This window comes from Streptomyces vinaceus (assembly GCF_008704935.1).
GTDB lineage: Bacteria > Actinomycetota > Actinomycetes > Streptomycetales > Streptomycetaceae > Streptomyces > Streptomyces vinaceus.
Map to the genome: position 1 here is coordinate 7,551,069 of NZ_CP023692.1, position 26,922 is coordinate 7,577,990.

Here is a 26,922-nt window from a genome sequence, read left to right on the forward strand (position 1 = left end):
GACCGAGCTGGTCCGGCGTTGCCCGCTAGGCCGACGTTGCACCGTCGGTCGGGGAGGGTCGCCCGTGCTGAGCGTAGTGAATGCCGATGGAACGACGAGACCGGCTCCCTGATTGACGACATCGTCCGCAGGCGCTAGGCGGATGCTGGTCGCCGCTGGCGAGGCTGAACTCAACCCCTACATCGCCGAGTTGGCTGACCAGCGAGATGAGAGTGGGCGTCGCCTGGTGGTCCGCATCGCCGGCCACCGTCACCCGGCTGACCGCCCAGTGGCAGGGCGACCACAAGGCGTTCAGCAAGCGTGACCTGTCCGCCACGGACTACGTCTACGTCTGGGCCGATGGTATCCACCTGCGCATACGGCTGGAGGAGGCGTACGGCGCGGAGTTCCCCAAGGCCGGCAATAAGATCGTCGATGACGAGGATGAGCTGCTGGCGTTCTTCGACTTCCCCGCCGAGCACTGGATCCACCTGCGGACAACCAACCCCATCGACTCGACCTTCGCGACCGTCCGTCTGCGGACCAAGGTCACCAAGGCCGCCGGATCCCGGGCCGCCGCCCTGACGATGGTCTTCAAGCTCGTCGAGTCTGCCCAGGCCCGCCGGCGCGCCGTGAATGCACCCCACCTCGTTGCCCTCGTCCGCGCCGGGGCCCGCTTCGAACGCGGCCAGCTCGCTGAACGGCCGCAGACGACCGCATCGTGAATAAGGTGGCGGACCTGCCTCGAAGTTCGAGAACATCCGGTCATGTTGGATGGCACGGCAGGACAGGACCTTCCGGTCGGCTTCGGATTCCGCCCGTATCGTGGCGACGAAGACCACGGCGCCATGGCCGCGGTGCGGCTGGGGTGTGTTGAACGGGACCGGGTCGATGTCCATTCGGTCGTGGAAGGGCTCCCGACAGCCGCCGAGATCGCCGAAGCTTCTGCCAGGTTGGAGGAGCCGTCCAGGAACCAGATCCTGGTGGTGCTCGACGGGAGCGTCGTCGGCTACTCGACGATCCGGTGGTGGCAAGAGCGGGACGATACGTGGCTGTACCTGCACCGCGGCCACCTCTTGCCCGAGCATCGCGGCCAGGGCATCGGCTCGGCCATGCTGAGCTGGGCCGAAGCGCGGATCCGCCAGCTCGTCATACAGCACGGAACGGCGCGGACGGCAGTGATCGGCGCGAACGCCACGGCCTCCGAGCAGGACGCCACGGCACTTCTGCGCGCAGCCGGCTACCGACGTGTCTTCAGCCTGGTCGAGCTGGAGCTGGGCGATCTGCAGCAGGTGCCTGAGCCAGGCAGCGCACTGCCAGCCCGGATACGGACAGGGCCGATCGGACCAAGCCACTACCGTGCAGCCTGGAGGACGGTCGTCGATTCGTACGCGGACACCGGTTTCACTCAGAGATGGCCTTTCCAGGACTTCGTCGACACCGCCGACCCGGCATGCTGGAGGGCTGCCTGGAACGGGCAGGACATGGTCGGCGTCGCCCTCTGCTCCATCCACCGTCACGACCACACCGTGGGCGAGGTGGAAGAGCTGAGTGTCCGCACGGACCAGCGACGCCTCGGAATCGGCCGGGCTCTGCTGCTGGACGGGCTGCGGAGCCTTCGCGAGCAGGGTGCAACGACCGCCCGGCTGTTCACGGGCACGGCAAATCCGCACCGGTCCTACGACCTGTACGAGAGTGTGGGGTTCCGGCAGCAGAACGAGTACGTCCGTTATCGCAAGCCGCTTGCTTGATCGACCGGCCACGGGGCTGTCAGGTCAGGCCACAGGATTTGACCATGCCTCCTCGACGCCCGAGCGGGCAGGCCGGTGGCGCTGACAAGAGCCGTGGCCGACTTCGCCTGCAGCCCCGGGTTCCTTCCGGCGGCGGACCATCCCAGCAGAATTCAATGCAGAAACGTTGCGAGTTTCGGCACGGATGCTCTCTGGCCATCCTGGTGTCCTCGGGACACCCTGCGATCGTGGGAGAGCCCATGCGCCTTAGAGACGAAATGCCCGTGGACCACCGGCTCAGTCAGGTGTACAGAGTCGGTGCCGCAGTCTGCGGGCTGCTGCTCCTCCTGTTCGGCTGTCTCGGCTTCGCCGACGGGCTGTCCTCCTTCGGAACGGATGGGCAGCGCATCGCAGGCCTGTCCACCAACAACCTGCTGAGCGGCGTCTCGGTGGCCTTCGGGTTGCTTCTGGTCGTGGCCGCGGCGGTGGGAGGGAACCTTGCGTCAACGGTCAACATCAGCGTCGGCGTGCTCTTCGTCCTGAGCGGATTCGTCCACCTTTTCCTCATCGGGCATGAGGGCAACATATTGGACTTCGGCATGTCCAACGTCGTCTTCAGCTTTCTGATGGGTCTGCTTGTCATGACCTTCGGGATGTACGGCCGGGTCAGCGGCGGGCTCCCACACGACAACCCCTACTGGCGGCGCCGACACCCCAAACAGGCGGCGCGCGAGGCGCCGATCTCCCTCCCGCAGGCCGGTATCGCGACAGCCGCTTCCGACCGGCTCCCGGAGCGTCGAGATGACCACGTGTGACTCCAGCCCACGAGTACTTCTGGTCGGTGCGACCGGGGAGGTCGGCCGACTCGCGGCGACGGACATGATCGGCCGCGGCGCCCACCTCGCCCTGGCAGGGCGCAACGAGCAGAGGCTGGCCGAGCTGGCCGCGAGTTCAGGCTGCCCCAGCCGTCGGCTGGACGCCTACGACCTGGATGCCTGCGCCAGAACGGGCCCCTGGGCACTGGTGAAGCTGGGCAGACTCGACGGTGTCCTCGTGACGATCGGGATCGCGGGCTTCGGACCGGCAGCGGAGGTCCCGGACGCCGCCGCCGAGCACCTCATGACCGTGAACGCCCTGTGCCCGATGGCCGTGCTGAGAGGCGCCATACCCGCCGTACGCGACGGCGGATTCCTGGCCGCCGTGAGCGGGGCGATCGTCAACGCTCCACTCATAGGCACCGCGGACTACGCGGCGTCGAAAACCGCCTTGGCCTGCTGGCTCGGAGTCCTGGCACGAGAGGTGCGCAGCCGCCACATCGCAGTGGTCGATGCCCGTCTTCGCCACATGGACACGGGCTTCGCCTCACGCGCTGTGGTGGGAAACCCGCCGCCCCTCCGGCCAGGCAATGATCCAGGCCCTGAGGTGCGGGCGCTGATCGATCATCTCGTCGGGCACCTCGCGAAACTCGCACCCCCAGGACCGCGGCCTCACCAGGGCCGGTGAGAACCGAACCTGCCCAACGCAGCGGACATCACAGGAGGAATCATGTCTACGCCGAAGGTTTCACCGGAGGAGACACCCGAGGTGGAGGGCTCGACAGCTTCCCCCCACGCGGAGCGCCCGGACGGAGGGCTCTGGGAGCATCCCTGGGTCATTCTGGCGCTCATCGCCACCGGAGCGGCCATGGTCGCCGCCTTCTTCGCCGTCCGTATCGTGCAATGGTGAACGGATACCAAGGGATGAATCACCGATCGCGCGCCGGCGACCATGGTGCACGCGTTTGCTGACGGGGCGCCTTCCGGGGAGGTTGACGGGTGGTCATGGGAAGGTGGCGCACCGCCGATACCGGCTTCGCACCCCGTCCCGTGGCCGCACGTGCGGCCACCGTTGGGTCGCGCGGACCTGGTCGGCGGTGTGGGGTAGCTGCGGCCAACCAGAGCAACGCCGTACCCGCACAGCTGCCAGACATGTCCTTGCCCCCGAGCCTGGCCTGTCGCGGCGGTTGTGCGCGCGGGCCGACGCCTGGCAGCCCCGACAGCGTCGGAGGAAGTCCGGCACTTCGCGGGCACCACACCCTGCTGCGCTTGGGGTAGGGACGGTGGCAAGTCATTCGAGAAGGCTCCAGCAGGTCCTGAGGGGCGGCAGGACGCCAGGAGCCGCTCGATCACGCTCGGACGCTCCCGCGGAGGCCTGGGCACCAAGGTCCACCTGGCGGCCAGCGGCCGGGCCGGCCCCTGACATTCACCGTCACCGCAGGCCAGGCCGGTGACGCGCCTGCCTCCGGGATGGTGACGGACCGTATCCGCTTTCCTCGCACCGGTCCGGGCAGGCCCCTGACGAGGCCCCACGCTGTTCTGGCCGACCGGGCCTACTCCTCCCGGGCCATCCGTAATCACCTGTGACGCCGGGGTATCCGCGCGGTCAGCCCGCAGTCGTCGGACCAGATCGGCCACCGCCGATTGCGAGGCCGTCACGGCGGCAGCCCGCCCGGCAGGGCCCGCGCGGCGAGGTCGCGGGCCGCACGGTCGGCGCGACCGGCAGGGCACTGCACCCCGCAATACGGGCAGGCGGCTCTTCGGCTTCTGGGCATGTACTGGAGGGGACCTACCGTAACGACGTCCGCATTCCTATCCTGTTGCTGCCCGAACTCCGGGCAGCAACTTGAAGGGGCATGAGGCGCGTGTCCGAACGGGGGAGCGATGGCATGGGGGGCACGTCCGGGGACGGTGATCGGGGGGCGATACCGGTTGACCCGACCACTGGGCGCCGGCGGTTTCGGTGAGGTCTGGGAGGCCCACGACCCGGTGCTGGATGTGGACGTGGCGATGAAGATGGTGCGCCTGAGCTCGGTCCCCGATGAGGCACGCGCGGAACTGCTGGCCCGGGCGGCCCGGGAGTCCCGCAATGCGGCCCGCTTACGGGACCACCCGCACATCATCACCGTCCACGACGTGGTCGAGGTCGATGACGCTCCATGGATCGTCATGCAGCTGGTGGAAGGCGGGTCGCTCGCGGACGAGCTGAGGGCGAACGGCCCGCTGACGCTGTGGCGTACGCTCGACGTCGCCGAGGCACTTCTGAGCGCGCTGGGTGCGGCCCACGGCGCGGGCATCATGCACCGGGACGTCAAGCCGGCCAACGTGATGCTCGGCGAGAACGGTGACGTCCTGCTGACGGACTTCGGCATTGCCGTAGCCCACACCGATCCCCGGCTCACCCGCACCACCATGGTGATCGGGTCGCCCGCCTACATGGCACCCGAGCGCTGGCAGGGCGCGCCGAACGACGGCAGGTCAGACCTTTTCTCGCTGGGCGTGACGCTGTACGAGGCAGTGGAAGGCGTGCCCCCGTTCCCCTCGGACAACCTCACCGCCGCTCTGACGGAGACGCCCCGTGCCCCGCAGCGCGCCGGTCCGTTGACGTCATTGCTCATCGGCCTGCTGGCGAGGGACCCGGCCGATCGCCCCACCGTCCCCCAGGCGCTCGCAATGCTCGGCCGCGCCAGAAGGACCGGCGCGCGCTCCACGGAGGGCAGGCGGTCGGGAACACCGCCCACCCTGCGGGCGACCGACGAGCGGCGACAAGGAGCCCAGGACCCTTCTGTCCTCCGGCTCGCGGCCGAGCACGGTGTGGACGTGAACTCCGTCAAGGGCACGGGCGCCGACGGCCGTGTCCGGGTGCAGGATGTCATCGCCGCCGTCAAGGTGATGCACGGCGCCTACGCGACCCGCGCAGCAAGGGAGTTCGCCGCCCAGCAGGGCATCGACCTGACTGGAATCGCCGGAAGCGGCAAGCACGGACTCATCTGCATCCAGGACGTCAAGCATCCCTCCACTGGGAAGACGGGTGCCGGAGGCGTGGCGGTCGCCGTGGTGTGCGTGGTGCTCCTCCTCTTCCTCCTGGCGCGGCTCAGCTGAGGGACTCCCGCCGAGGCCCGCCCCCACCGGCACCGGGCCCGAGAGCGCGGGCCGGCTCGACGAGGTCCCAGGACGTGCCGGGCGACGGTGCCCCTGTCCGTGGTCCATTCGCTCACGACCTACCCAGCGCCGGCGTGCCTCGGACGCCGTCACCGACGGGGGCACCCGTGACGTCCTGGACACGGAGTTCTCAAAGAGTTTTGTTCCGGCGGGGGTGTTTGGTAAGTCGCGCGGTGTGAGCGGACCGGGGGTCACTGGCCCGCCCGCGAGGCGGCCTCCGAGGACCCGCAGAAGGTGGCCGCTCCCTCAGCCTGACCGTTGAGGTACCCAACGCCTGCTCGTCCGGTTCGGCTGCTTCAGCCCTTACTGCCAACTATCCCCATCGCTGGTGGTGCCGAGCAGATGCCAACTTTGTCGCGCAGCGGCAGCCAGCTCATGGTCGGCGACACGCTGTCATGGGTGCGCGTCCTCAGGGCAGGGGAGGGGAGGGCTGGCGAGGATGTCCGGCGGCCTCTGGCCGCTGTCGACGGGCGGGTGCATCCGGGGGCGGGTGATCCGGCGGTGGAGCTTGTCCTTCCTGGTCCTGACCGTTGGCCTGCCGACGACGGTTGGCACGCGTCCAGGCTGGCAGCCGTTCCGCATGATCACTCGCAGGGACACCCAGAGCCACGAGGATGGCTTTGAGCTGGGTGCGGGAGCTGGGGAAGCGCTGCCGGTACAGGACCCGGTGCACCGTAGTGCGCGGCACTCTGATGCTGCCGGGGCTGGTGCGGGTGCGCTTCTCGACCTCCCGGCAGCTTGGGTTTCCGGCGTTCAGGCGCAGGTTGTAGAGGGCCGCGGCCAGGCCAGCCTCGTCGCGGATCCTCTTTGTGGCGGGTGCCGCACTGTGTGCAGGGCGCCATACCTGCACCGCTTCCTCGCGCAATTTCAGGAGCGGACCGGGCTCGGTATCGCACGCCTTCGCGTGCGTGGTGACCGCTTCCCTGGTGGGTAGGGTCCTGCCTGACGCCGCGTTCTGCAGCGTAGGCCGGCTGAAGCCGGGAGCCCGGTCGGCCAGCTGCCTGTAAGTCAGGTCCGCTCTGAGCCGCGCGTTGCGGAGCCCTTCGGCGAGACGCCCAAGGGGCACGCTCCGGGTACGGCACCGGCTGTTCTGGCCGGCCCACTCGGCTCTGCTCTCAGCTGGGGGAGTTGAGGAGATTGCGGATCACCTCGCGTACGGGCGTGCCGACGGCGAGGCGCCCGGACAGCGCGCCGGCCGCGCCGGCCCCGAAGACCAGGAGCAGGGCATCGGCGAGCGGGGTGCCAGTGTCGACGAGCGCGGTGGCGCAGCACGTGGAAATGGCGACCGCGAGGCCGTTTCCGGCCGGGGACTGGCCCTGACCGACTACGGAATGCGGCATGACTCGGAGCGTCTGGCGCCGCTGTGAGACCAAACGCATCCTGGCACCCCCGCGCACACCCCCACCGACCAGCATCTGCGTGGCGGAGGATTCGGCTAGCGGGTCCGCTGGGCCTATGTCCGTATCAACCGGGCCGCCGAGTTCCTGAACTCGATGGCGGCGCGCGGGCTGCTCCTGCGAGACGTGACCCAGCACGAGGTGGACGCCTGGCTCGCGGTCAACCCCGGCACCCGCTTCCCTGTCCGGGACTTCGTCGTCTGGGCGACCCGCCGCGGCCACGCCAAGGTCCTGGACGTCCCGCACTGGCCCAAGAAAGATCCGGTTGGCATGGACGAGGACTTCCACTGGGAGCTCCTCCTCCACCAGCGCCTGACCGACACCGAACTACCCCTCGGTGTCCGTGGAGCCGGGGGATCCTCCTGCTCTTCGGCCAGCACCTGACCCGGATCGCGGCTCTGACCACGCACTCAGTGACCACCCTGGGCGAGGACACCCTGCTGACCCTTGACCGCACCCCCATCCCGCCGCCCTCGTCACTGGCCCGCCTGCTGACCGACCTCGCGAACATGCCGCCGCCCACCAACTGGGCGGCGAACTCTTCCCAGGGCTGGCTGTTCCCCGGAGGCCGCCCCGGGCAGCAGCTCTCAGCGACCGTGCTCGGCCGCCGCCTTGCCAGCCACCACATCCCCGACCGGCCCGCTCGCAACGCCGCCCTCGTCGCCCCGGCCCAAGACCTGCCTCCGGCAGTGCTCGGACCGATGCTCGGCCTTCATCCCGTCACCGCCGCACACTGGCGACGCCGCGCCGCAACCGACTGGACCGCGTACCTAGAAGCCCGCACATCTCAAGCCCACAGCTGACGCTCGGCTGTCCGATCCCGCAGGCAGCCTGCCCGTCATCGCGGATCTGGAGGGCTGGTCACGCCGGCCAGGTCGAGCAGCCGGTGCATCTCTGCGGGCGACAGGGCGGGGTTTGCCGCAGCATGCCGTGCGGAGCCGGGAAGGGCGAGCCTTCGAAGGAGTTCTCCGGACGGCAGTCTCGGGTCTCGCAACGCCCAGGGGCCGACTTCCGGGTCGTCGATCAGTTGCATGACGAGATCCGGGCCCCCGTCCGGATCGTCGAGGGCAGCGTGACGCAGCCGTGGGTTGGGGTGGTCGGCGTATCGGGCGAGGCCGGGTTTGGCAAAGTTCGGATGGAATCGCAGATTGCTCCACGTCAAGCCGTGCCAGTGGGCGTACATCTCCACCACGAGGTCGTGCGGTGCCTTGTCACCGTACTGGCACAGGGTGAGTTTGACGAAGAAGTCCTCGTCACTGGCGAGACGCTTCACTACGTCGTCGGGCAGGTGTTGCTGCATCGCGATGCTCCGCCGCAGCAGGACATGCTCGGAAGTGGCGGCCCTACGGGCTACCTCCGGTTCATGGCCGCTTTCCACGATCCAGCGCGGCGGTGTGTGGTAGCCGTGCGGTACGACGTACGTGATGGCGGAGCGCTGGGCCTCGGTGAGGTCCTCGCGCATGGACAGGGCGAGCCGGACCGCGTCATCGGGGTCCTGGGAGAGTTCCAGTGCCAGCTCGGTCGGCACCCGCGGGTCCTCGGCTGCGGCGCGACGTACGGCCGGGTCAGGGTCCTGTATTCGTGTCTCCGTAGGCGGCGTATCGAGCTGGTCTTTCGGCTCATCGGGAAACATCTTGGCGAGGGCTGCTCGGACTTTGGGCTCCGGGTCGGCCAGCAGCCTCTCCTGAACGGACGCCGGAAGGCAGGGCCACAGCGCTGGTGTGAGAGCCGCGGCCCTCACACCGGCGTCTCGATCCTCGGCGAGGCGCGCTCGTACGGCTGTGGGCATTTCCCACTGTGTCGCCCTTCGCCGGACCCGTACCTCGCTGTCTTCGGCCAGAGCTTCGACCACCCCGGCGGGAATGCGGCGGCCGAAGTCCCCGGCGAAGGTCGCGTAAAAGGTCCGGACCCGAGGGTCCGGATCCCGGGCGAACGCCGCCAGAACGTCCACGTCCGCGTTCCCGTTCTCGATCAGCCAGAGCCGGTGCTCAACCTGCGGGGAGGCGGCCAAGACGGCCGTCTTCTCCTTGTCGAGGGAGCAAATCGTGATCCAGGAGGCAGGCCGGGGCAGGCCCTCGACAGTTAGTAGCCGCGCCAAGACTGAACCCGTCAGCCCTGGGTTCCACATCAGCCCCCCGAACCACTCCTGCACCAACCCGTCGTCCACGTCACACGCCCGAAGGAAGTCCCCACCCACGTCACTCATGGCCTCATTCTCCCTGGCCTTCGGCCCGGCACCGGCAAGCCGGCCGGCGGCGAGCGGAGCACCAAGTACGCAACGCTGCGATGGGAAGCACAGGCGGCAGCGGCGCACTCGCAGGTCGATCCGCGAGACCCTCAAACGGAATACAGCACGGTATGAATGACGCTCCCCACCAGCAGGCGCCAGTTCGTGGACCGCGAAGCGCCGTGAGGCGTACGCCAACGACCAGGGTCACTGTCCTCCCTGGTCGCGGTGACCGCCCGCTGGAACCGGTCGAAGGCTGACCAGGATCCGGCCGAGTGGCTGCCGCCGGCGCCGGACGCGCTGTGTCGGTACGGGGCGGAGTGGACGGCGACCAAGCTCCGCTGGTACCTGGCCGTCGATAGGCGGAGCGGGACAGGCTGCTGGATATCGCGGCGGGCTGTGGCGGCACGGAGGTGGAGTTCACTCCCGCCGCGTAGCTACGACGCCGGTCCGGGCGCCCGCACAATGGTCTGCGGGCGGCCTCGGGATGGCGTGGTCTGTTCGGGAGGGGCGGTGCGCGAGTCTGGTCGGGGTCAGGGGTTGAGGTAGTCGTTGAGGTAGCTGTGGGCGGCGGCTTCGCTGGTACCGAGGGCGGTTGCGATCTTGTTGAGCGGTAGGTCTTGGGCGGAGAGTTCGTACACGGCGTCCTGTCCGGTCTGGGCGATGACGTACCTCAGGTCGGCCAGACTTTCAGCGCGGTCAGCAGGTGGTCGAGGAAGCGGACGAGCGCGGTGAGCTCGGCGGGCAGGGGGACGGCAGCGGCCCGGGTCATGGACAGGTGGACCTCGTAGTCCGCGATCGGTCCGGACTACGGCTCCACTCTCGCCATCCCCTGACCGCGGACCATTGCCGGTCACCTGCACCAGCGGAGGCGATACAGCAGATGGTCTGTCGGCGCGTCCCGGTGATCGTCGTACTTCACCGGATGAGGTGCACTCGGTCGGGTCGGGTCAGTCCCGGCGGTGACATCATCGCCTTCTACACGCTCAGCCCCGCTGACGGCAGCCCGTCATCGACCTCGCAGGAAGCCATCGTCCGGTACTCCCGCCAGCAGCCCGGCGGCGTCTGCGGTCCGGACAACTGAGCCGTGTGAGGCAGGTCCTCGCCTCAGCTGCTGTGCTGCCGGGCGAAACCCGAGGCCATCCGTGCCATCGTCGGAGCCGAGGGCGGGCGCAAAAAACAGACCTGCTCCCACGGTTGCATCAGATGCAACATCGTGGGCGTTGGATCATGATCCCCCGAGGTAGAAGGCCCCGTCATCACTGGATGAGCGACAGCCGCACCTCTTCGACCAGGTCAGAGGTGGTCACCGAGCCAGGCGGATGCAGACGATACAACTCCGCCTACTTCGAGTAGTGGACCTCGGCCAGCGGCACGAAGTGGTGCACATCAAGCCGGGCCGTGTCCGTCACCACGTCGTCGTCGTAGGCGCTGCGCCAGGAGCCGACGGTCAGCTTGCAGTCGGCCGCTACCTGCGGGGCCACGACGGCTTCGGTGAGGATGACCTCCTTGCGGTTGTCGCAGCCGTCCTCGGCGTTCAGGCCCTTGTTCCAGGGCTCGTACAGGTTTCGCTTGTAGCCCTCGCGGTGCTCGGCGGGCAACCCCTCGAACAGCCCAGGCCCAGCTGCGACGCCTGGTCTCAGCGGATGTCGGTGGTCCCTGCGAAGATCCCGGTCTTGGAGCTCCTCACCGCCCTTGCCGGACTCGATGCCCACCCGCAGAGGACTTGGTGCCGGGCCTGGAGGCCGGCCGGGAGCTCGGTGACGTTCACGCGGCCAGCCCGAGGGTGTCGCGCCAGGCCGGAGACGGTGTGGTGAGGCGGCGGGCCATGTTCGAGATCGAGGCCCAGTAGACGCGGGAGGCGGAGGTGTCGGGCCGGTGGTCGTACTCACGGGCGAGGCGGCGGTGCAGCATCAGCGTGCCGTTGACCTGCTCCACGATCCACCCCTTCGGTTGCGGAATGAAGCCTTTGCCCTGGTCAGCGGGGCTGCGGCGGACGATCTCGACGTCGATGCCGGCCAGGGCGCCGTCGATGAGGACCTCGTCCTTGAAGCCCTGGTCCACCAGGGCCTTCTCCAGGCGGTTGCCGCACCGCTCGGCGGCCTGGTCAAGCAGGGCGGTCCCGGCGGCGTCGTCGTGTGCGGAGGCGGCCAGCACGACGACGTCGATGACCAGCCCCGTCACATCTACGGCCAGGCCCCGCTTGCGGCCCGACACCTTCTTGTGCGCGTCCAGTCCCGTCGTGGTCTTGGGGACACCCGCCGCGGCGCGGACAGACTGGGTGTCGATGATCACGAGGGACGGGTCCTCTAATCGGCGGGCTCTCTCCCTCACCTGGCAGCGCAGGAGCTCCTGGATGCGCTGGTCGAGACCGTCCTGGCGCCACAGCGTGAAGTAGTAGAACACCGCCGACCAGGCCGGCAGGTCGTGGGGCAGATAGCGCCACTGGCAGCCCGTCCGGTCTGGTAGAAGATCGCGTTCACAACTTCCCGCAGATCACAGGCCCCGGGACCACCGCTCGCCGACCGTGCCACCCGGTCCTGCTTCCACGCCGTGATCATCGGCTCGATCAACGCCCACTGCTCGTCCGATAAGCCGCTGGGGTACGGCTTCCTCTCCATGGCCCGCATATCAGCATGGACATGCCCAACACGGACTTAACGTCCACTGAGCCCGGCTTCGTCCTGTGCGCTCGGGTTGCGTTTGCCAGTCGCCAGGGGGCGCCGGAGACTGGTGATATGAGCATGGCCCCGCCTCTGGAAACTGGGCCGGCCGGCGCCGATGCTTCTTCCGCTGTTGCCACGCCCAGTGGGCTCTTGCACTTCGTCTTGCCGTTCGTCCACGAGACCCTCGCCAAGAGGCGTGGCAAGGCCGTGTGCTGCCGCATCGAACGTCGCGAACCCTCCCCGCCCCGGTGCCTGCTTGCCCGTTGCTCTTCCTTCCCAGGATGTGTCCCATGAGCAAGACCTCCCGACTCAACTGCATCATCCCCCCGCACCTTCTGAAGAAGCTTCTGGAGAGCCAGGACGGCGAAGTGCGCCAGGCCGCCTTGGACACGATGCTGACCACCGCTCGCCTGCGGGGCGAACGAGCGGTCCGGGCGTCCTTCGCCGGCCCGGCCGCAACCGCCACCGGCAACGGCCGGCGCACCGTCTTCGACTGCGACCAAGGGAGCTTCCTCGCATCCGCCGTCATGGCCAGGTCCGAGGACGGACCGGAGTCCGCGGACGAGTCCGCGAACCGGGCGTTCGACGGACTCGGCCTGACACGCGATTTCTACAAGGAGGTGTTCCAGCGCGACTCGATCGACGGCCACGGAATGCGCCTGGACGGGTACGTTCACTTCAGTGCGAAGTTCAACAACGCGTTCTGGGACGGCCGTCAGATGGTCTTCGGCGACGGCGACGGAAAGATGCTGGGTGACCTCACCCGATCCCTCGACGTGATCGCGCACGAGTTGACGCACGGAGTCACCGAACACACTGCCGGGCTCGTGTACCACAACCAGTCCGGGGCTCTGAACGAGTCGTTGTCGGATGTTTTCGGATCGCTGGTGAAGCAGTGGTCGCTGAAACAGTCGGTCGACGAGGCGGACTGGCTGATCGGGGCCGACGTGTGGACTCCGGGCATCGATGCCGACGCCCTGCGTTCGATGAAGGCCCCGGGGCACGCGTACGACAACGCACTGTTCGGAAAGGACCCCCAGCCTGACCGCATGAGCAAGTTCATCCACCTTCCCGACACCGAGGAAGGGGATTCCGGCGGGGTGCACTTCAACTCGGGCATCCCGAACAAGGCGTTCTTCCTGGCGGCCGTGGGCATCGGCGGATTCGCATGGGAGGGTGCCGGGCCCATCTGGTACGAATCGCTGAAGGCGTCCAGCTCGGAGACCCAGTTCCAGGACTTCGCGGACACCACGTTCCAGAAGGCCGGGGAACTCTTCGGCGTCGGCAGCGCCGAGCAGTCGGCCGTGCTGGCCGCGTGGCAAGGGGTGGAAATCCCCATCAGGGGCGTCCCGGCCGGAGTGGCCCGGGGGCGGAGCCGGACCGTCGACGGGAACGGTGGTCTGAGCCGACAGGACGGCGTCGCAGCCCTGACCAGGCAGGTCGGCGAACTGAGCGCCCAGGTGACCAGACTGGCCAAGGAAGTGGCCGCGTTGAAGGGGACCGGCTGACACCGGGAATTGCCGCCGATACGAGGGTGCGCGCAATGAAGGTGACTCTGGCGGCACACGGCGGGCTGGCGGCGACGGTCAACCTCCGCCTCCCGCCCAAGGTGCTGGATACGGACACCCTGCCGGAGAACGCGGCTTCGGAGCTGGCCCGGTTGGTGGCGGCGGCGGTCGCACCGCCCGTGGCGGACCAGCCCGGCCGGGCCAGGGACGCGATGAGCTACACGATAACGGTGGAGGACGGCGGCCGATCGACGGTCCTCAAGCAGTCGGACGCCGCCATGACCCCCGCGTTCGCGGCGTTGCTCGCACGGCTGCAGGAATACCTGGACCGGCAGTGACGCCTGGTGAAACACCCTGGTGGTGTGGCCCACGGAGGTGTGCGATGAGCCGTGCCGAGGGGGCGGATGTCGATCGGCTGATGACCCTTTCCCGCCCCGCTCTCGATGAGTTGTTCCGTACGAGTCCCCCAGGAGAGGTACCCGTCGGGGATGAACGCGGCACCGTGCTGGTGGCGCGTGGGGCGGCGCTGTCGACGGTGGTGGCCGGGCTGGTGCGGCTCATCGCGTGGAAGGGCAAGGTGTTCGACGCCGACCGGGGCGAACTGCGCAACAAGGTCACGCCGTTCGGAGTGCGCGCGATACGGGCGAAGGTGTACCGGGGCGCCAGCCGGCTCGACGGCGGGGAGTGCACCGTGCTCGACTACTCCCGGACGTCCGCCCTCGCGCATTGGATCCGCGACGAGATCCGGGAGGTCACGCCCGGCGTCCATCTCGGCATCGTCTATTGGGGGCGGCGCAAGGTCCTCAATTTCGCCCTGTCCTCTCCTGGTTCGCCCACTTCAGCTTCGCCCCGACGCGCGTCGCAGCAGATCGCCGTCACCGTCCGGGCCACCGTGCCCACGGACCGGGTGGCCGAGGTGCAAGAGGTATTGGCCGAGGCCAACCGCCGCCACGCCGGGGGCGAGTTCTTCCCCTTCGCCGAGATGGTGGGCGTCCACTTCGCGCGACTGGTCCTCGTTCCCGAGGATACGGACCACACCGGGCAGAGGATGCCGGCGAGCATCGTCTACATGAGTGAGGCCGACGCGCCGCTGGACGCGCACCTCGCCGACCTCGTCGCCAAGGCAGGCAGCGGCCTGGGAACGGTGTTCGGGCACTGCCGGAACTATCCGCCCGCCGGCGCACCGGATGCCGCGCGGGTCGCGTGGCTGCGGGCCCACTGCGTGTCCAGCGACGCCTTCTACGTCAACACGGTCGGCCGGGGCCTGCACCAGATCCAGCAGGAAGCCCGGCTGCGCGAGGCGATCCAGGAGTTCCTGGACCGGCGCGGCGCCGAGCAGGCCACCGCGGATCCGGCGGAGGTACGGGTCGCCATCCAGCGGTACGTCGCCGGTCGCCCCGACCTGGCCTGGGCGCGGTCGGGCCCCGCCCCGCCCGCGCTGCGGTGGCGGATCCGGGAGGCGGTGCACCTCGCGGGCGTACCGCTCGTCGCGCTCGCGCTGCTGCCCGTCATCCTGATCGCACTGCCGGTCTGGGCCGTGGTGCTGCGCTGGCGCGAGCGGGGTGACGTCCCCAGCCAGGAGCACCCCTCACGGGACCACGTGGCCAGGCTGGCGGCCTGCGAGGACTTCGCCACGCAGAACCCGTTCACGGCGGTGGGCCTCGTCAAGTCCGGCCGGTTCCGGCGGGCCACGCTGACCGGGGTGCTGTTCGCCGTCGACTACGGCGTGCGCCACTTCTTCAACCGGGGCAGCCTGGCCGGGGTCAAGACCATCCACTTCGCCCGCTGGCTGTTCCTGGACGACAAACGGCGCGTCATTTTCGCGAGCAACTACGACGGCAGCCTCGAAAGCTACATGGACGACTTCATCGACAAGGTCGCCTGGGGCCTCAACGCCGTCTTCAGCAACGGCCACGGCTATCCGCGCACCAGGTGGCTCCTGTGGGACGGCGCCGAGGACGAACTGGCCTTCAAGCACTACCTGCGCTGCCACCAGTTGCCGACACAGGTGTGGTACTCGGCGTATGACGAGCTGACCACCCGGAACCTCGAAACCAACGCCTCCATCCGCGCGGGCCTCTTCGCGGACCTCGGCCCGGCCGAGACCAGGGCCTGGCTCGCCTTGTTCTAGAGAAGGGGTGTGACGGTGATGGCGGAGACTGCTGCGCCCTTGGAGCTGGACGACATCCAGGGCCTCGTCGTACGCGGCTACGGCGCCCTGAAGTCGGCCTGTTTCCTGCTGATCACGGTGGAGGACCCGACGGCCGCGCGCCCCGCACTGGGGCGGCTGGCTCGGCTGGTGACGAACGGCGGCGCGCAGTCGCCCGAGTCGGCCCTGAACCTGGCCTTCACCTCGGACGGTCTGCGCCGCCTCGGGCTGGAAACCCGCGAACTCGACGGCTTCTCACAGGAGTTCGTCTCGGGCATGGCCGACTCCAGTCGCTCCCGTCTGCTGGGCGACGTGGGGGAGAACGCGCCGAACGGCTGGCGCTGGGGTGGCCCGGACTGCCCGCCCGTGGACGTCCTGGCGCTGTTGTACGCCCGGGACGAAGAGCTCCTGGGCCGGCTGGAGGCGCAGGTTCGTCAGGACGCCCTCGGAGGCGGCGGGCTCACCGTGGCCGCCCGCCTGGGTACGTCCCCGCTGACCGACCGTGAACCTTTCGGCTTCCGCGACGGCATCTCCCAGCCGCTGGTCGAGGGGCTCTCCAAGGTCGCCGCCGGCGACGACGCGGTCAAGGCGGGGGAGTTCGTCCTCGGCTACGCCAACGAGTACGGTCTGCTCACCGACCGGCCGCTGCTGCCCGCCGGGTACGACACCACCGGCCTGCTACCCCGTGCGCCGGACGGCGGCGGCGCCGCCGATTTCGGCCGCAACGGGAGCTACCTGGTGTTCCGGCAGCTCCGTCAGGACGTGGCGGGCTTCCACCGGTACCTCGAAGAAGCGACGCGGCGCCCCGACGGCTCCGCCGATCCCGAAGCAGGCGAGGCACTCGGGGCACGTATGGTGGGCCGCTGGCCCAGCGGCGCGCCACTGGTACGCGCACCGTTGCGGGACGACCCCAGTCTCGGCTCGGACAACGACTTCGGCTACTTCGCCACCGATCCGGAAGGCCTGAGCTGCCCCCTCGGCGCCCACGTTCGCCGGGCCAACCCGCGCGACTCGCTGGATCCCGAGCCCGGATCGGCTAAGTCGGTCGCGATCGGACGACGCCACCGGCTCCTTCGCCGCGGCCGTGCGTACGGCGGCGACGGCGAGGCCGACGGCGACGGGGAGACGGGCTTGCACTTCCTGTGTCTGGGAGCGAACATCTCCCGCCAGTTCGAGTTCGTCCAGCACACCTGGCTGAACAATGCCCACTTCAACGGGCTGTACGACGGTCCGGACCCGGTCGTCGCGCCCCGCGAGAACCATGATGCGACGTTCACCGTCCAAGCGGTGCCCGTCCGCACCCGCTACCGCGGCCTGCCCCAGTTCGTCTCCATCCGGGGCGGCGCCTACTTCTTCCTGCCGGGCCTCCGGGCGCTGCGCTACCTCTGCGAGGGCTGACGTTGTATCCCGGGCACACGGATCCCGGCACGACTGCCGCACGGCGCGCGAAGACCTACGATCCCCATTACGATCGTATAGGACGCCCGAGCTCCCACACTGTCTATTCCCCCTATGTCTCCTTGGAAGGGGTAATGGCCATGAACGCGCGCTCCTTTGCGCGGTACAGCCTGGCCGGAATCCGGCTGGTGAACGGTGTGGCGGCGCTCTTGGCCCCGCAGGTGGTGGCCCGTCGGCTGGGTGCGGACGGTACGCAGCCTGCCCTCTCCTACGTCCTGCGGATGTTCGGTGTGCGGACCGTGTTCATCGGCGCCGAACTGCTGCTTCTCCAGGACCCTGCCCGGATCGCCCGGGCCTTGCGCGTCGGCACGGTCGTCCACGCCAGCGACGCGTTGTCGGCCGTCGCGGCCGGCCGGTGCGGCATGCTTGCGCCACGGGCGGCGGCGACCGCCACGGCGATCTCCACGGTGAACGTCGCCCTCACGCTGGTGGCCGGTTGGCCGCGGCGGGGCACGGGTTGACCATTCGACCGAGTGGCGCCGAAAGGAACTCCGCGATGCGAAAAGCCCCCTTCCACGCCCGGACCCGCACGCACCCGTCGGCTCACGCCGAGGGCAAGGGCGCCTGCTCGCCGTTCGTACGCCTGCACGACAATGTGGCGCTGGCCGTCGACCGCAAACTCGGCTGGCAGCGTCTGCCGACGCCGCTCGGCCTGCTGACCCTCATGGGCCTGCGCGACAACCTGCGCCGCAAGAACCTGCACGACACCAACGGGTACCCCGCACAGGGGGTGCCCGACATCGAGCCGCCGGCCGCGCGGCACCTCACCGAGCGCACCGCCGACGGCTCCTACAACGACCTCGACAACCCGCGCATGGGCATGGCGCACTCCCGCTTCGGCCGCAACGTCCCGCCGGAGGTGACCTTCCCCGAGCCGGAGCCGCAGATCCTCACTCCGAGCCCGCGCGAGGTCAGCCGTACGCTCCTCACCCGGGACGAGTTCATCCCGGCCACGTCCGTCAACGCCCTGGTCGCCGCATGGCTCCAGTTCATGATCCGCGACTGGGTCAGTCACGGACAGGGTGCCATCGACGACCCCTGGCGGATCGAACTGGAGGACGGCGACCCCTGGCCGACCCAGCCGATGCTCGTACCCCGGACCCTGCCCGACACCACCCGCACCGATGACGGGGACGGCCTGCCGCCGACGTACATCAACGAGAACTCGCACTGGTGGGACGCCTCCCAGCTCTACGGGAGCGACCTCGCGACCCAGCGGCGGATGCGCTCGGGCGAGAAGGGCCAACTCAAAGCGCCCCGCGACGGCATGCTGTTCGCGGACGCCCCGGAGCTGGATCCCGCGAACACTCCGGGCTTCTGGCTGGGCCTGCTGATGATGCACCACGTGTTCGCCCTGGAGCACAACGCCATCTGCGACCGGCTGAGCCGCGATTTCCCCGCCTGGTCGGACGAACAGCTCTTCCAGCGGGCGCGCCTGATCAACGCCGCACTCATCGCCAAGATCCACACCGTGGAGTGGACCCCCGCCGTCATCAGCCACCCGACCACCGTCAGCGCACTGCGCGCCAACTGGTACGGCCTGCTCGGCGAGCGAGTGCAACGGATACTCGGCCGGATCAGCGGGAACGAGCTGCTCAGCGGCATCGTAGGAGGCAACACCGACCACTTCGGCGTCCCTTACTCCCTCACCGAGGAGTTCGTGGCGGTCTACCGCATGCATCCGCTGGTGCCCGATGACTGGAGCTTCCGCTCGGCCGCGGACAACTCGCTGCTCCAGGAGACCAATTTCCGCGAGCTGACCGGCCGGCGCGCGTACGAGGTGTTCGCCAACCACGGCCTGCCGGACCTGTTCTACTCCTTCGGCACCTCGCACCCCGGCCTGGTGACCCTGCACAACTACCCGAAGTTCCTCCAGGAGTACCAGCGTCCGGACGAGAAACTCATGGACCTGGCGGCCGTCGACGTGCTGCGGATCCGCGAGATGGGCGTGCCCAGGTACAACGAGTTCCGGCGTCGGCTCCACCTGGAGCCGGCCGCCGACTTCGCCGCGCTGACGGACAACCCGGTCTGGGCGGAGGAGATGCGACGGATCTACGACGATGACATCGAAGGCGTCGACCTGATGGTGGGCATGTACGCAGAACCTCGCCCCAAGGGCTTCGCCTTCAGCGACACGGCCTTCCGCATCTTCGTCCTGATGGCCTCGCGCCGGCTCAACAGCGACCGGTTCCTGACGAGGGACTACACACCACAGGTGTACACGCAGACCGGCCTGGACTGGATCGAGAACAACGGCATGACCAGCGTGATGCTGCGCCATTTCCCGGAACTGCGCTCGTCCATGCGGGCCGTGGACAACGCCTTCACCCCCTGGAACACGCTGCATCCGCTGACATGATCGCCATATGGACACACTTCAGGCCGGGAGCGGCGGGTCCGAGGCCAAGGCGGGTGCGCTGAGTGGGTCCTGCGCCGCCTCGTGTAGGGCGCGCATCATGACGAGTCGTGTTCAGGTGACTACTTTGCCTGCATGGCGAATGCTCAGGCGAAGGTGAAGCTGCGAGAGGTGCCGGGCTGGGCGGTGTGGTTGTGCCTGTTCGGGCTTGCCGTCGGGCTCTTCATGATCCTCTGGTACGCGGCGGATCCACCGTTCCGGGCCAGACCCTCGCAGGACGGCGAACTGCTGCTGCAGTTCCCGGTGAACGCGGATACGGCCCGCGCCATCGTGAAGGACGCAGGCGGGTCCGAGCTCTTCCAGGACGGCCTGGTGCTGGACTGGCGCTGGTTGATTCCCGGGTACGGAGCGGCTCTCGCCGGGGCTTTCGGACTCGGGCACCTGTTCCTCTACCGGAAGTCCACGCGCCTGTGGGCCCGGCGCGCGCTCTACCTCACCCCCGTGGTGGTGGCGGCGGACTGCGTGGAGAACATCTTCCTCTGGAAGGCGCTGGACCGGATCAAGGCCGCCCCGGACGGTCCCGTACTGCCTTGGGCCGGCGTCCTGCGGACGGCCTCGGAGCGTGATCTGGAGCGGTACCTGCAGTGGGCGTCCTACTTCGCCCAGGTGAAGTGGGCGCTCGTCATCCCGCTGGTGGCGGCGGCCGTGGTGGTCGTCGTCACCCTCTACTGCCGCCGTGTGCAGGACCCCTCCCTCGTACAGAGCGGGCGGGAGGACCATCCCCGCCCCGTCGTGGCCCACACCAATCGGCCCGCCGGCGAGACGGAGAGCCAGCGCAGCCACCCCGACGTGATCCTTCCGCCCGCTGCGCCCCACGACTGGGAGCCCCGACCCGAGTGGACCGCCGCCCCCGACCCGGCACCACCGCACCAGGCCCAGGCTCAGGACCCCGCCGACAAGGCGGCCAACCGCTGGCGCACGCGTGCCTACCAGCCGCCCGGTCGACAGCCTGCTGAGGTCGGCTTCTGCGTTTCCGGCGGCGGTATCCGGTCGGCCTCGATCACCCTGGGCGCGCTGCAGGCGCTGCGCGAGCAACTACTCAAAGCGGACTATCTGGTGGCGGTGTCCGGCGGGGGGTACACGGCCGGCGCCCTCCAGCTGGCCCTGACCGGTGCCCGCCTCACGGACGCGGACGGGAACCCTTCGGTGCGGCCCGGTCTCGCGGAGCCCGCCGACGCGTTCTCGCCGGGCAGCCAGGAGGAGGACCACATCCGCCGCCACGCCAAGTACCTGGCCGACACGCCCAAGGAACGGATGCACGCCGCCGGGGCGGTGCTGCGCGGCATGGCCGTTTCCTTCGGCATGCTGGCGCTGCTCTTCGCCGTGGCGGGCCAGTTCCTGAACGCGTTCTACTCGCACCTTCCGCTTACCGACCTGCACCGCTTCATGCCGCGGGTGAGGGTGGTCGCGCCGACGTGTGAGGTTCCGGACGTCCCGAAGTGTCCCGGGGCCACGGAGGTGTTCCTGCCGTCCCTTGAGCTGTATCCGAACGCCTGGCACCCGGTGCTCGCCCTGTTCGGTCTGGCGGGCCTGGTGTCCGTGGGGGCCGCCTTCGTCGGGGCGGGCACCATGAAGTCCCGCCCCGCCTGGCTGCGCAGCATCGTGAACACGATCGTGGCCATGGCCCTGGTGGTCACCCTGATCGCCGTCGTCCTTCCGGCGGTGATCTGGTTCTTCGCCTGGCTGGCGGTCGAACAGGGTGTGGTGCACAACGACGGCAGGGGACTGTCGGCGCTCGCCGCGCTCACGGCGGTGGCGGCTGCGGCCGGCACCTGGTTCACCGTCGTCCACAAGACGGTGAAGGAGGTGAAGCCGGACGGGGAGAAGGCCGGCTTGTTCGGCAAGAGCGGTCCGTCCCTCGTCGTTCAGGTCGGCACCGGCTGGATGAAGGTCGTGGTGTGCTGGCTGGTGCTGCTCCTGGTCGCGTTCTTCTACCTCGCCCTCATGTCCTGGGCCGCCGTGTACGCCGACAGCTGGGACATCTGGTGGAAGGTCGGAATCCCGATCGCCCTGATCGTGCTGGCGTTCGTGATCGACCAGACCACCTTCAGCCTGCACCCCTTCTACCGACAGCGGCTCGCGGGCGCCTTCGCCGTCCGGCGCTCGGTGTTGAAGGACGGCTCGGTGGGCGCCCTGCCGTACGACTACAACCGCGAGCCGACCCCACTGGATCCCTACGCGCGACGAGTGGCGGGCTTCCCCCAGGTCATCTTCGCCGCCTCGGCGGCCATCTCGCTGCGCAACCGCACCGCCCCCGGGCGCCCCGCCGTGCCCTTCACCTTCGCCTCCGACTACTGCGGCGGCCCCGACACGGGCTGGGTCCGCACCGACACCCTCCAGAACACGGCACCCGCGCTGATCGGACGCGATCTGACCGTGCAGTCGGCCGTCGCCGTGTCAGGAGCGGCCTTCGCCTCCGCGATGGGCACTCAGACGATGTTCATGGAGCGGCTGCTCGCCCTTTCCAACGTGCGGCTCGGCACCTGGGTCCCCAACCCGCTCTACCTCGCGGAGCTGGCGAAGTACGGGCCCTGCCGGATCATGCCGCGGCTGCCACGGGTACGGCGGCTGCGGTACCAACTCCAGGAACTGGTGGGCTGGTACTCGGACACCACTCCCTTGCTCCTGTGCACGGACGGCGGGCACTTCGACAATCTCGGTCTGGTGGAAACGCTCCGGCTCCGCTGCCGGACGATCTACGTCATCGATTCCTCGGGAGACTCGCCACCGCTGGCCACCACCCTCGCGCAGGCGGTCACGCTCGCCTACGAAGACCTCGGAGTGAAGATCACCTTCGAGAAGGACGGGCAGAAACTGCTGCTGGGCCTGGTACCCGGCAGCGCCGAACCGCTCCCGCCCGAGAAGCCCATGGCGGCGCTGAACGCCCGGTTCTCCGCCACCTGCGTGGTGCGCGGCACGATCGAGTACCCCGAGCCCGTCGAGTTCTCGCCCGGCACACCCCCCGACACGAAGGGGACGATCGTCTTCCTGAAGGCCAGCCTGACCCGCGACATGCCGTACGAGCTGCTCAGTTACGCCCTCAGGGAGAAGGCCTTCCCCCGCCAGGCCACGTTCGACCAGTGGTTCGACCATGCCCAGTTCGACGCCTACCGGGCGCTTGGACACTTCATCGGCAGCCAGGCCCGCCGGCCGCTCCCCGACGGTACGGGTCAGGTGGCGCGGGAGGAGCGGTAGGAGAGGGTGGGCCGGGGATCCAAGAAGCGGCCGGAGGTGGAGAACGCGGATGCGCCGAACCCCTCCGGCCGCACGTCGACCGCGGGGAACTCCTTGCAGGCGGTCTGCGGCTGGGCGGTGGAGCTGTTGAAGCGGCAGGCGAGGCCCGTGAGCCTGATGGTGATGAAGTCCGCGATCTGGGCTCCGAACTCGATCGGCCTCCCGCCGATGGTGATGTCCCCGACAGCGAAACCCTTGGCCTGGGGCACTTCGTAGACGGCGCGGACACGGTGTTCCGAGTCGCCCCGCACATAGGTCCAGTAGCTCCGGGGATCGGAGCCGTCAGGGGTCTCCCAGCCGTCTGTCGACAGGTCGTCGAAGTACAGTCCCACCGGGTCCGCGAGGCTGATGTCGGCCTTCTGGCGGGCCAGGGCGTTGACTCCCGCGCCGATGTGGGGATCACTGTTGCGTTCTGCGGCCCCGTACTTGCTGCAGTTGACGAGCTCCTGCTCCGTGCTCAACTCCTGGCCGTTGAGGACGCGTCGGATGGTGGCTGCGGCAGCCAGCTCGATCTCCGCGCCCAGGGTGTTGTTCGCCTGGATCAGGTGCATGGCGCCGTGGCTCGTGGAGTCGTTCCACTTGTTGCGCGGCTGGTACCTGCCGCTGGGCGAGAACAGATCCTCCTTGCGCACGTCCGGACTGATGAAGGCGCGGTAGAGGTCGACCACCTTGTCCGGGTTCGTTTGCGCCAGGACCTCCCAATACTCGGGGCCTTCACAGGTGAACGTCACCCGGGTGATCTTTCCCGAGCCGTCGCGGGCGACGCTCCACTCGCAGTATTCGTCCTGGACGTCGCGGCTGGCGTCGGCGCGCTGCCATCGCTGGAGATCGCCAACGGAAGTGATCTTGATGATGCGGGGGAAGGCGGTCCACGTGATGGAGGCGCGCTGGACGTCCGAGGCCGTGTCCGTGCCGGTCAGGTTGTAGAACTGCGGTCTCGGGCTGTCGTTCAGTACCTGACGGGGATCGGGGCCCTGAACGGCCTCGTCGACCGTGTCGGAGATGAACTTGTTCCAGGCCTTGCGGCCGAAGTCATCCAGATCGTCGAGGTTGCCGGGAGGCCCGTACGCATCGAGTGTGGCCATGGCGCTGGTTCTCCTTGCTCGTGAAGGCGGAAAGGGGGCGGGGCGGCTTCAGGTCAGCTCCGTGACGGTGCCGTCCTCGCGCATCGCCAGTGGTGGCGCACCGGGAGGAATGTTGGTGACCGGCATGGTGAGCTCGAACTCATGCAGTTTCATGCGGCGAAACTGGCGACGCCGCGACTCGGCCAACCGGACGTAGTCGTCGAATCCGGATGCGGTCTGGGCCCGTTGGGTGACCTTGCGCAGATAGGCGTCGACCCGTTGTCCGAGCACTGATGGCCAGGCGTCTTCGGGTACTTGCCAGTGCGCGGCGAAGCGGGCTTCGGGACTGTCGGCGGACAGGTCGCGTGTGCGCGTGGCGTCCAAGATGGCCCGGGCGACCTTGTCACCCAACTCCGCGGCCTTGGTGGGAGTGGTCGGCACGTACCGCATGAGGAGACTGCGGGCGGGGCTGAAGACAGGGTTGGGAAAGTCCACCATCAGCGCGCAGGCGGCGAACCTGGCGGAGATGAGCCCCGTGCGGACCATCTGCCGGACCACCTCGTTGTCCTCGTGGGCGGCCTCGGGGACGACGAAGGCGAAGAACGTGTCACCCGGCTGGGAAAAGCCGCTGAACTTCTCCTCCAGCCGGAAGCCGAACCGTGTCAGGCTGGCCAGGTACGCGGCGGCCTGTGCTCTCGGCGGAGCAGCCTGCGTGAACAGGCGAAGGTCGTCGAACAGGAGGTCCTGGTTCAGCCAGAACCCTGTGGGCAGCGTCAGCTCGCCACTGTCCGCCGTGATGGTGCTGCTCTGCCGGTCCGTACTGGTGAGGTTGATCGTGGTGTTGGTGAACAGGTGGCGCAGCAGCCGGTCGGGGTGGTCCACCACGCCGTTCGCGGTCACCGCGGCGAGGCGGGCAGCCGTCCACCGCGCGACGAGGGACCTGACGGTGAGTTCCAGCCGTTCGGCTCCGATGACCTGCTGGAACAGCAGGTCCTGGCGGAGCGGGTCATCCTCGGCGAGCCGGATCGTGGCCCGCTCCGACTGCCAGTTGAGCCAGGGGATCCTCAGTTCTTTCATCACGGCGCTGCCGTTGACGTGGCTGTCGAAGCAGCCCTTGCCCCGGGAGTCGGGCTCCAGCGCGTGCCAGGAGTTGCCCGCCCACACCCAGCTCGACCCGAACCGGGCGTAGAAGTTGAAGACCTTTGCTGCGGAATCCCACGCCGCGACCTGGAGAAATCCGCGCTCGGGGTCGCCGCCGGCCTGGGTGCTGACCAGAAGGTCCACCTGACTGCCTTCCACGGCGGTGGTCATCGCGAACCGCATGTCGCGCTCGCCGATGGCACCCGGTGAGATTTGCCCGGCCTCGCTGACCAGGTACACCTTGCGTGAGGCGGCCGCCGTGGCGGGGAGTTGGGACAGCAGTTCCTGCACGGTGGTCGGAAACCTGCCCGCGCGGAAGAACGTGACCGCCAGCGGGTCGCCCAACTCCGCCAGTTCCTCATCGCTGACGGGCCGAGCCCGATCGTCACGGCCGCTGATCCTGCGGTACAACCGGCCCGGCTCCAGCGCGGTGGAACCCGGTCCGCAGGCGCCGGCGGCGATGTCAGGCTTCGGCGGGAAGTGACCGGATGCATCGGGCAGGGCGACCGAGACGCGGGCGGCGTCGCCCTCCTCGACGGCAGTTCCGCTCATCCAGGCGGTCGCCCGCCGCAGTTGCGCGTGGTCGGGCATGGCCGGTCCGCTCCCGCAAGGTGTCATGCTTCCAGTGGTAATAAAAGCCAATGTGCACATACGTACCCGGGCATACCGCCCCATTCCGGCGGCAGCTGCAGATCCACTCCCATGGCGGTACGTGAGAACACCCTCGCCCGCCGGTCAGGTTCCTTCTGGCCGATGGACGAGGGCGCTGTGGGGCTCGGTGCCGGTGGTGTTCAGAACGTGATGGTCCGGCCCTCGCGCTCGCCTTCTTTCGCCGTGTAGGCGACGCCGTGGACTTTGATGCCGTCCGGGTTGACGAGGGTGATCGTGCCGCCCCGGTTGTCGAGATGGAATCCGTTGCCGCCCGGGACGGTGAGGGTGGTGCCGGGCTGGAGCGTGCCAGCGGGGAGCGGCAGGGAGTGCTGGTTGAGGTCGGTGAGCTGCCAACCTTGAAGGTCGACGGGCGCCGGCGAGACGTTCAGTACGGTGACGGCTTCGGGTGCGGGGCCGGAGGGGTGGACCAGGGCGGCCATGATCCGCAGGGGCTCGTCGCGGTCGCCGGCGCGGAGCGGTGCGGTGTCGAGGGGGTGGCCGGTTTGGTCGGCGGTGTGCCAGGCCTGGGACTGGAAGGCCAGGAAGATCGCGATCCAGCGGTTTTCGGCGGGGAGGTGCACGAACAGGGCGCCGTCCTGCCAGACGCCGTTGTCGGAGCGGAACCGGCCGCTGTTGCCCTGGTTCATGTGGATGTCGTGTACGCCGTTGCCGGGCCGGAAGCCGAACACCTTGTCCGGGATGTTCTTCTCGGGGCCGAACCGCTGCCCGAAGAGGTAGACGGCGGCGGTGGGGTCGGCGATGGCACGCTGCACGTAGTGGTCGAGCAGGTCGGCCAGGTCGTTGTCGGCGCCCTCGACATCGGGCGGGAGCATGCGCATCGCGGCGGGGTCGAACATGTTGCCTCGGATGAAGTCCAGGCTGGCTTTGCCCGCTTGTGACACGAGGGCCGTCCATCCGCTGCCGGCCGGCGGGAGCAGCTCGGTCACGGGATGGCGGAAATCGTCGTCGGCCAGGTACAGGAGCTCGGAGGGCGCCTGCTGTGACTCCACGTTGACAGCGGCCCGGTAGTGGGTGCCGGCGTTGTCGGTGAGGTGGATCTGGTAGTGCGGAGTGTCTCTGGATCCCTCCCGGCGCCGGTCGACGGCGCGGGCGGCCAGGACACCGTAACCTTTCAGCGGCATGGGTCATCCTCCGGATTCCGGTGTGGAGCGGCGCGGCCGGGGTGTGGGCGTTGGGCGAGCCGGGGCAGCCCTGCCGACCGCTCATCCTCCTCGCCGTTATCCCCGACCACGGCTCGGAGGGACACCGAATCACCCAATGTTCACCCGCCTGCCCTGCGGCCAACGAACGGGCCGATACGTCCTC

21 protein-coding genes and 4 pseudogenes are annotated in these 26,922 nt (G+C 68.8%); 17 read left to right on the plus strand and 8 right to left on the minus strand.

Annotation, left to right across the window (positions count from 1 at the left end):
* Positions 1–236 precede the first annotated feature (236 nt).
* The 7 genes and pseudogenes from CP980_RS34230 to CP980_RS34260 all read left to right on the plus strand — a co-directional run.
* A pseudogene (locus CP980_RS34230) lies at positions 237–704 on the plus strand (transposase); the annotation flags it as partial.
* A 42-nt stretch (positions 705–746) separates the two neighbouring features.
* A complete protein-coding gene (locus tag CP980_RS34235) occupies positions 747–1,730 on the plus strand; it encodes a GNAT family N-acetyltransferase (RefSeq protein ID WP_150529973.1) in 984 nt (327 codons plus the stop codon).
* Between the two features lie 239 nt (positions 1,731–1,969).
* Positions 1,970–2,524 carry a DUF4383 domain-containing protein gene (locus CP980_RS34240; protein ID WP_150530465.1) on the plus strand — a complete coding sequence of 185 codons (555 nt, stop codon included), beginning with the start codon at positions 1,970–1,972 and terminating at the stop codon, positions 2,522–2,524.
* Positions 2,511–3,212 carry an SDR family NAD(P)-dependent oxidoreductase gene (locus tag CP980_RS34245; RefSeq protein WP_150529974.1) on the plus strand — a complete coding sequence of 234 codons (702 nt, stop codon included), beginning with the start codon at positions 2,511–2,513 and terminating at the stop codon, positions 3,210–3,212. Before CP980_RS34240 ends, CP980_RS34245 begins: the two co-directional genes overlap by 14 nt.
* A gap of 42 nt (positions 3,213–3,254) precedes the next feature.
* Positions 3,255–3,434, plus strand: coding sequence for a hypothetical protein (locus CP980_RS34250; RefSeq protein WP_132760879.1), 180 nt, complete (start codon positions 3,255–3,257; stop codon positions 3,432–3,434).
* Positions 3,435–3,862: 428 nt separating this feature from the next.
* Positions 3,863–4,198 (plus strand): annotated as a pseudogene (locus tag CP980_RS35630) (transposase); the annotation flags it as partial.
* 258 nt (positions 4,199–4,456) lie between these two features.
* Positions 4,457–5,626 (plus strand): protein kinase domain-containing protein, encoded by a 1,170-nt coding sequence (locus CP980_RS34260; RefSeq protein WP_167535927.1) that lies wholly within the window; start codon positions 4,457–4,459, stop codon positions 5,624–5,626.
* Between the two features lie 469 nt (positions 5,627–6,095).
* On the opposite strand, the gene CP980_RS36810 is transcribed toward CP980_RS34260, so the two are convergent.
* Both CP980_RS36810 and CP980_RS34270 read right to left on the minus strand, forming a co-directional pair.
* On the minus strand, positions 6,096–6,752 hold the full coding sequence (locus tag CP980_RS36810) for a helix-turn-helix domain-containing protein (protein ID WP_167535928.1): 657 nt from the start codon (positions 6,750–6,752) through the stop codon (positions 6,096–6,098).
* A 49-nt stretch (positions 6,753–6,801) separates the two neighbouring features.
* Positions 6,802–7,026 (minus strand): hypothetical protein, encoded by a 225-nt coding sequence (locus CP980_RS34270; RefSeq protein ID WP_150529976.1) that lies wholly within the window; start codon positions 7,024–7,026, stop codon positions 6,802–6,804.
* Between the two features lie 183 nt (positions 7,027–7,209).
* Between CP980_RS34270 and CP980_RS34275 the strand changes: the two genes are divergently transcribed.
* Positions 7,210–7,467 (plus strand): hypothetical protein, encoded by a 258-nt coding sequence (locus CP980_RS34275; RefSeq protein ID WP_150529977.1) that lies wholly within the window; start codon positions 7,210–7,212, stop codon positions 7,465–7,467.
* A 29-nt stretch (positions 7,468–7,496) separates the two neighbouring features.
* Positions 7,497–7,886, plus strand: a complete 390-nt coding sequence (locus CP980_RS34280; RefSeq protein WP_150529978.1) for a hypothetical protein — start codon at positions 7,497–7,499, stop codon at positions 7,884–7,886.
* 35 nt (positions 7,887–7,921) lie between these two features.
* On the opposite strand, the gene CP980_RS34285 is transcribed toward CP980_RS34280, so the two are convergent.
* Positions 7,922–9,289 (minus strand): HEAT repeat domain-containing protein, encoded by a 1,368-nt coding sequence (locus CP980_RS34285; RefSeq protein ID WP_150529979.1) that lies wholly within the window; start codon positions 9,287–9,289, stop codon positions 7,922–7,924.
* Positions 9,290–9,461: 172 nt separating this feature from the next.
* Between CP980_RS34285 and CP980_RS36210 the strand changes: the two are divergent.
* A pseudogene (locus CP980_RS36210) lies at positions 9,462–9,747 on the plus strand (HNH endonuclease); the annotation flags it as partial.
* Between the two features lie 906 nt (positions 9,748–10,653).
* On the opposite strand, the gene CP980_RS34295 reads toward CP980_RS36210, so the two are convergent.
* A complete protein-coding gene (locus CP980_RS34295; protein ID WP_189998872.1) occupies positions 10,654–10,911 on the minus strand; it encodes a hypothetical protein in 258 nt (85 codons plus the stop codon).
* 166 nt (positions 10,912–11,077) lie between these two features.
* A pseudogene (locus CP980_RS34300) lies at positions 11,078–11,931 on the minus strand (IS5 family transposase).
* Between the two features lie 335 nt (positions 11,932–12,266).
* On the opposite strand from CP980_RS34300, the gene CP980_RS34305 reads away from it, so the two are divergent.
* The 7 genes from CP980_RS34305 to CP980_RS34335 all read left to right on the plus strand — a co-directional run bounded on the left by CP980_RS34305 (position 12,267) and on the right by CP980_RS34335 (position 22,702).
* Positions 12,267–13,484 carry a M4 family metallopeptidase gene (locus tag CP980_RS34305; RefSeq protein WP_150529980.1) on the plus strand — a complete coding sequence of 406 codons (1,218 nt, stop codon included), beginning with the start codon at positions 12,267–12,269 and terminating at the stop codon, positions 13,482–13,484.
* 35 nt (positions 13,485–13,519) lie between these two features.
* Positions 13,520–13,822 carry a protealysin inhibitor emfourin gene (locus tag CP980_RS34310; protein ID WP_150529981.1) on the plus strand — a complete coding sequence of 101 codons (303 nt, stop codon included), beginning with the start codon at positions 13,520–13,522 and terminating at the stop codon, positions 13,820–13,822.
* A 164-nt stretch (positions 13,823–13,986) separates the two neighbouring features.
* Positions 13,987–15,615 carry a hypothetical protein gene (locus CP980_RS34315; protein ID WP_229907131.1) on the plus strand — a complete coding sequence of 543 codons (1,629 nt, stop codon included), beginning with the start codon at positions 13,987–13,989 and terminating at the stop codon, positions 15,613–15,615.
* An 18-nt stretch (positions 15,616–15,633) separates the two neighbouring features.
* A complete protein-coding gene (locus CP980_RS34320; protein WP_150529982.1) occupies positions 15,634–17,031 on the plus strand; it encodes a Dyp-type peroxidase in 1,398 nt (465 codons plus the stop codon).
* 140 nt (positions 17,032–17,171) lie between these two features.
* Positions 17,172–17,552, plus strand: coding sequence for a hypothetical protein (locus tag CP980_RS34325; RefSeq protein WP_150529983.1), 381 nt, complete (start codon positions 17,172–17,174; stop codon positions 17,550–17,552).
* 35 nt (positions 17,553–17,587) lie between these two features.
* Positions 17,588–19,450 (plus strand): peroxidase family protein, encoded by a 1,863-nt coding sequence (locus tag CP980_RS34330; protein ID WP_150529984.1) that lies wholly within the window; start codon positions 17,588–17,590, stop codon positions 19,448–19,450.
* 132 nt (positions 19,451–19,582) lie between these two features.
* The gene (locus CP980_RS34335) at positions 19,583–22,702 is read left to right on the plus strand and encodes a patatin-like phospholipase family protein (RefSeq protein WP_150529985.1); all 3,120 of its coding nucleotides are present in this window, start codon (positions 19,583–19,585) and stop codon (positions 22,700–22,702) included.
* Here CP980_RS34335 and CP980_RS34340 read toward each other — a convergent pair.
* The 3 genes from CP980_RS34340 to CP980_RS34350 form a co-directional block, all read right to left on the minus strand.
* Positions 22,678–23,826, minus strand: coding sequence for a hypothetical protein (locus CP980_RS34340; protein WP_150529986.1), 1,149 nt, complete (start codon positions 23,824–23,826; stop codon positions 22,678–22,680). The two genes, CP980_RS34335 and CP980_RS34340, sit on opposite strands and share 25 nt — an antisense overlap.
* 48 nt (positions 23,827–23,874) lie before the next feature.
* Positions 23,875–25,536 carry a hypothetical protein gene (locus CP980_RS34345; RefSeq protein WP_150529987.1) on the minus strand — a complete coding sequence of 554 codons (1,662 nt, stop codon included), beginning with the start codon at positions 25,534–25,536 and terminating at the stop codon, positions 23,875–23,877.
* A 200-nt stretch (positions 25,537–25,736) separates the two neighbouring features.
* Positions 25,737–26,738, minus strand: a complete 1,002-nt coding sequence (locus CP980_RS34350; RefSeq protein WP_132760892.1) for a DUF2278 family protein — start codon at positions 26,736–26,738, stop codon at positions 25,737–25,739.
* Positions 26,739–26,922: the final 184 nt, after the last annotated feature.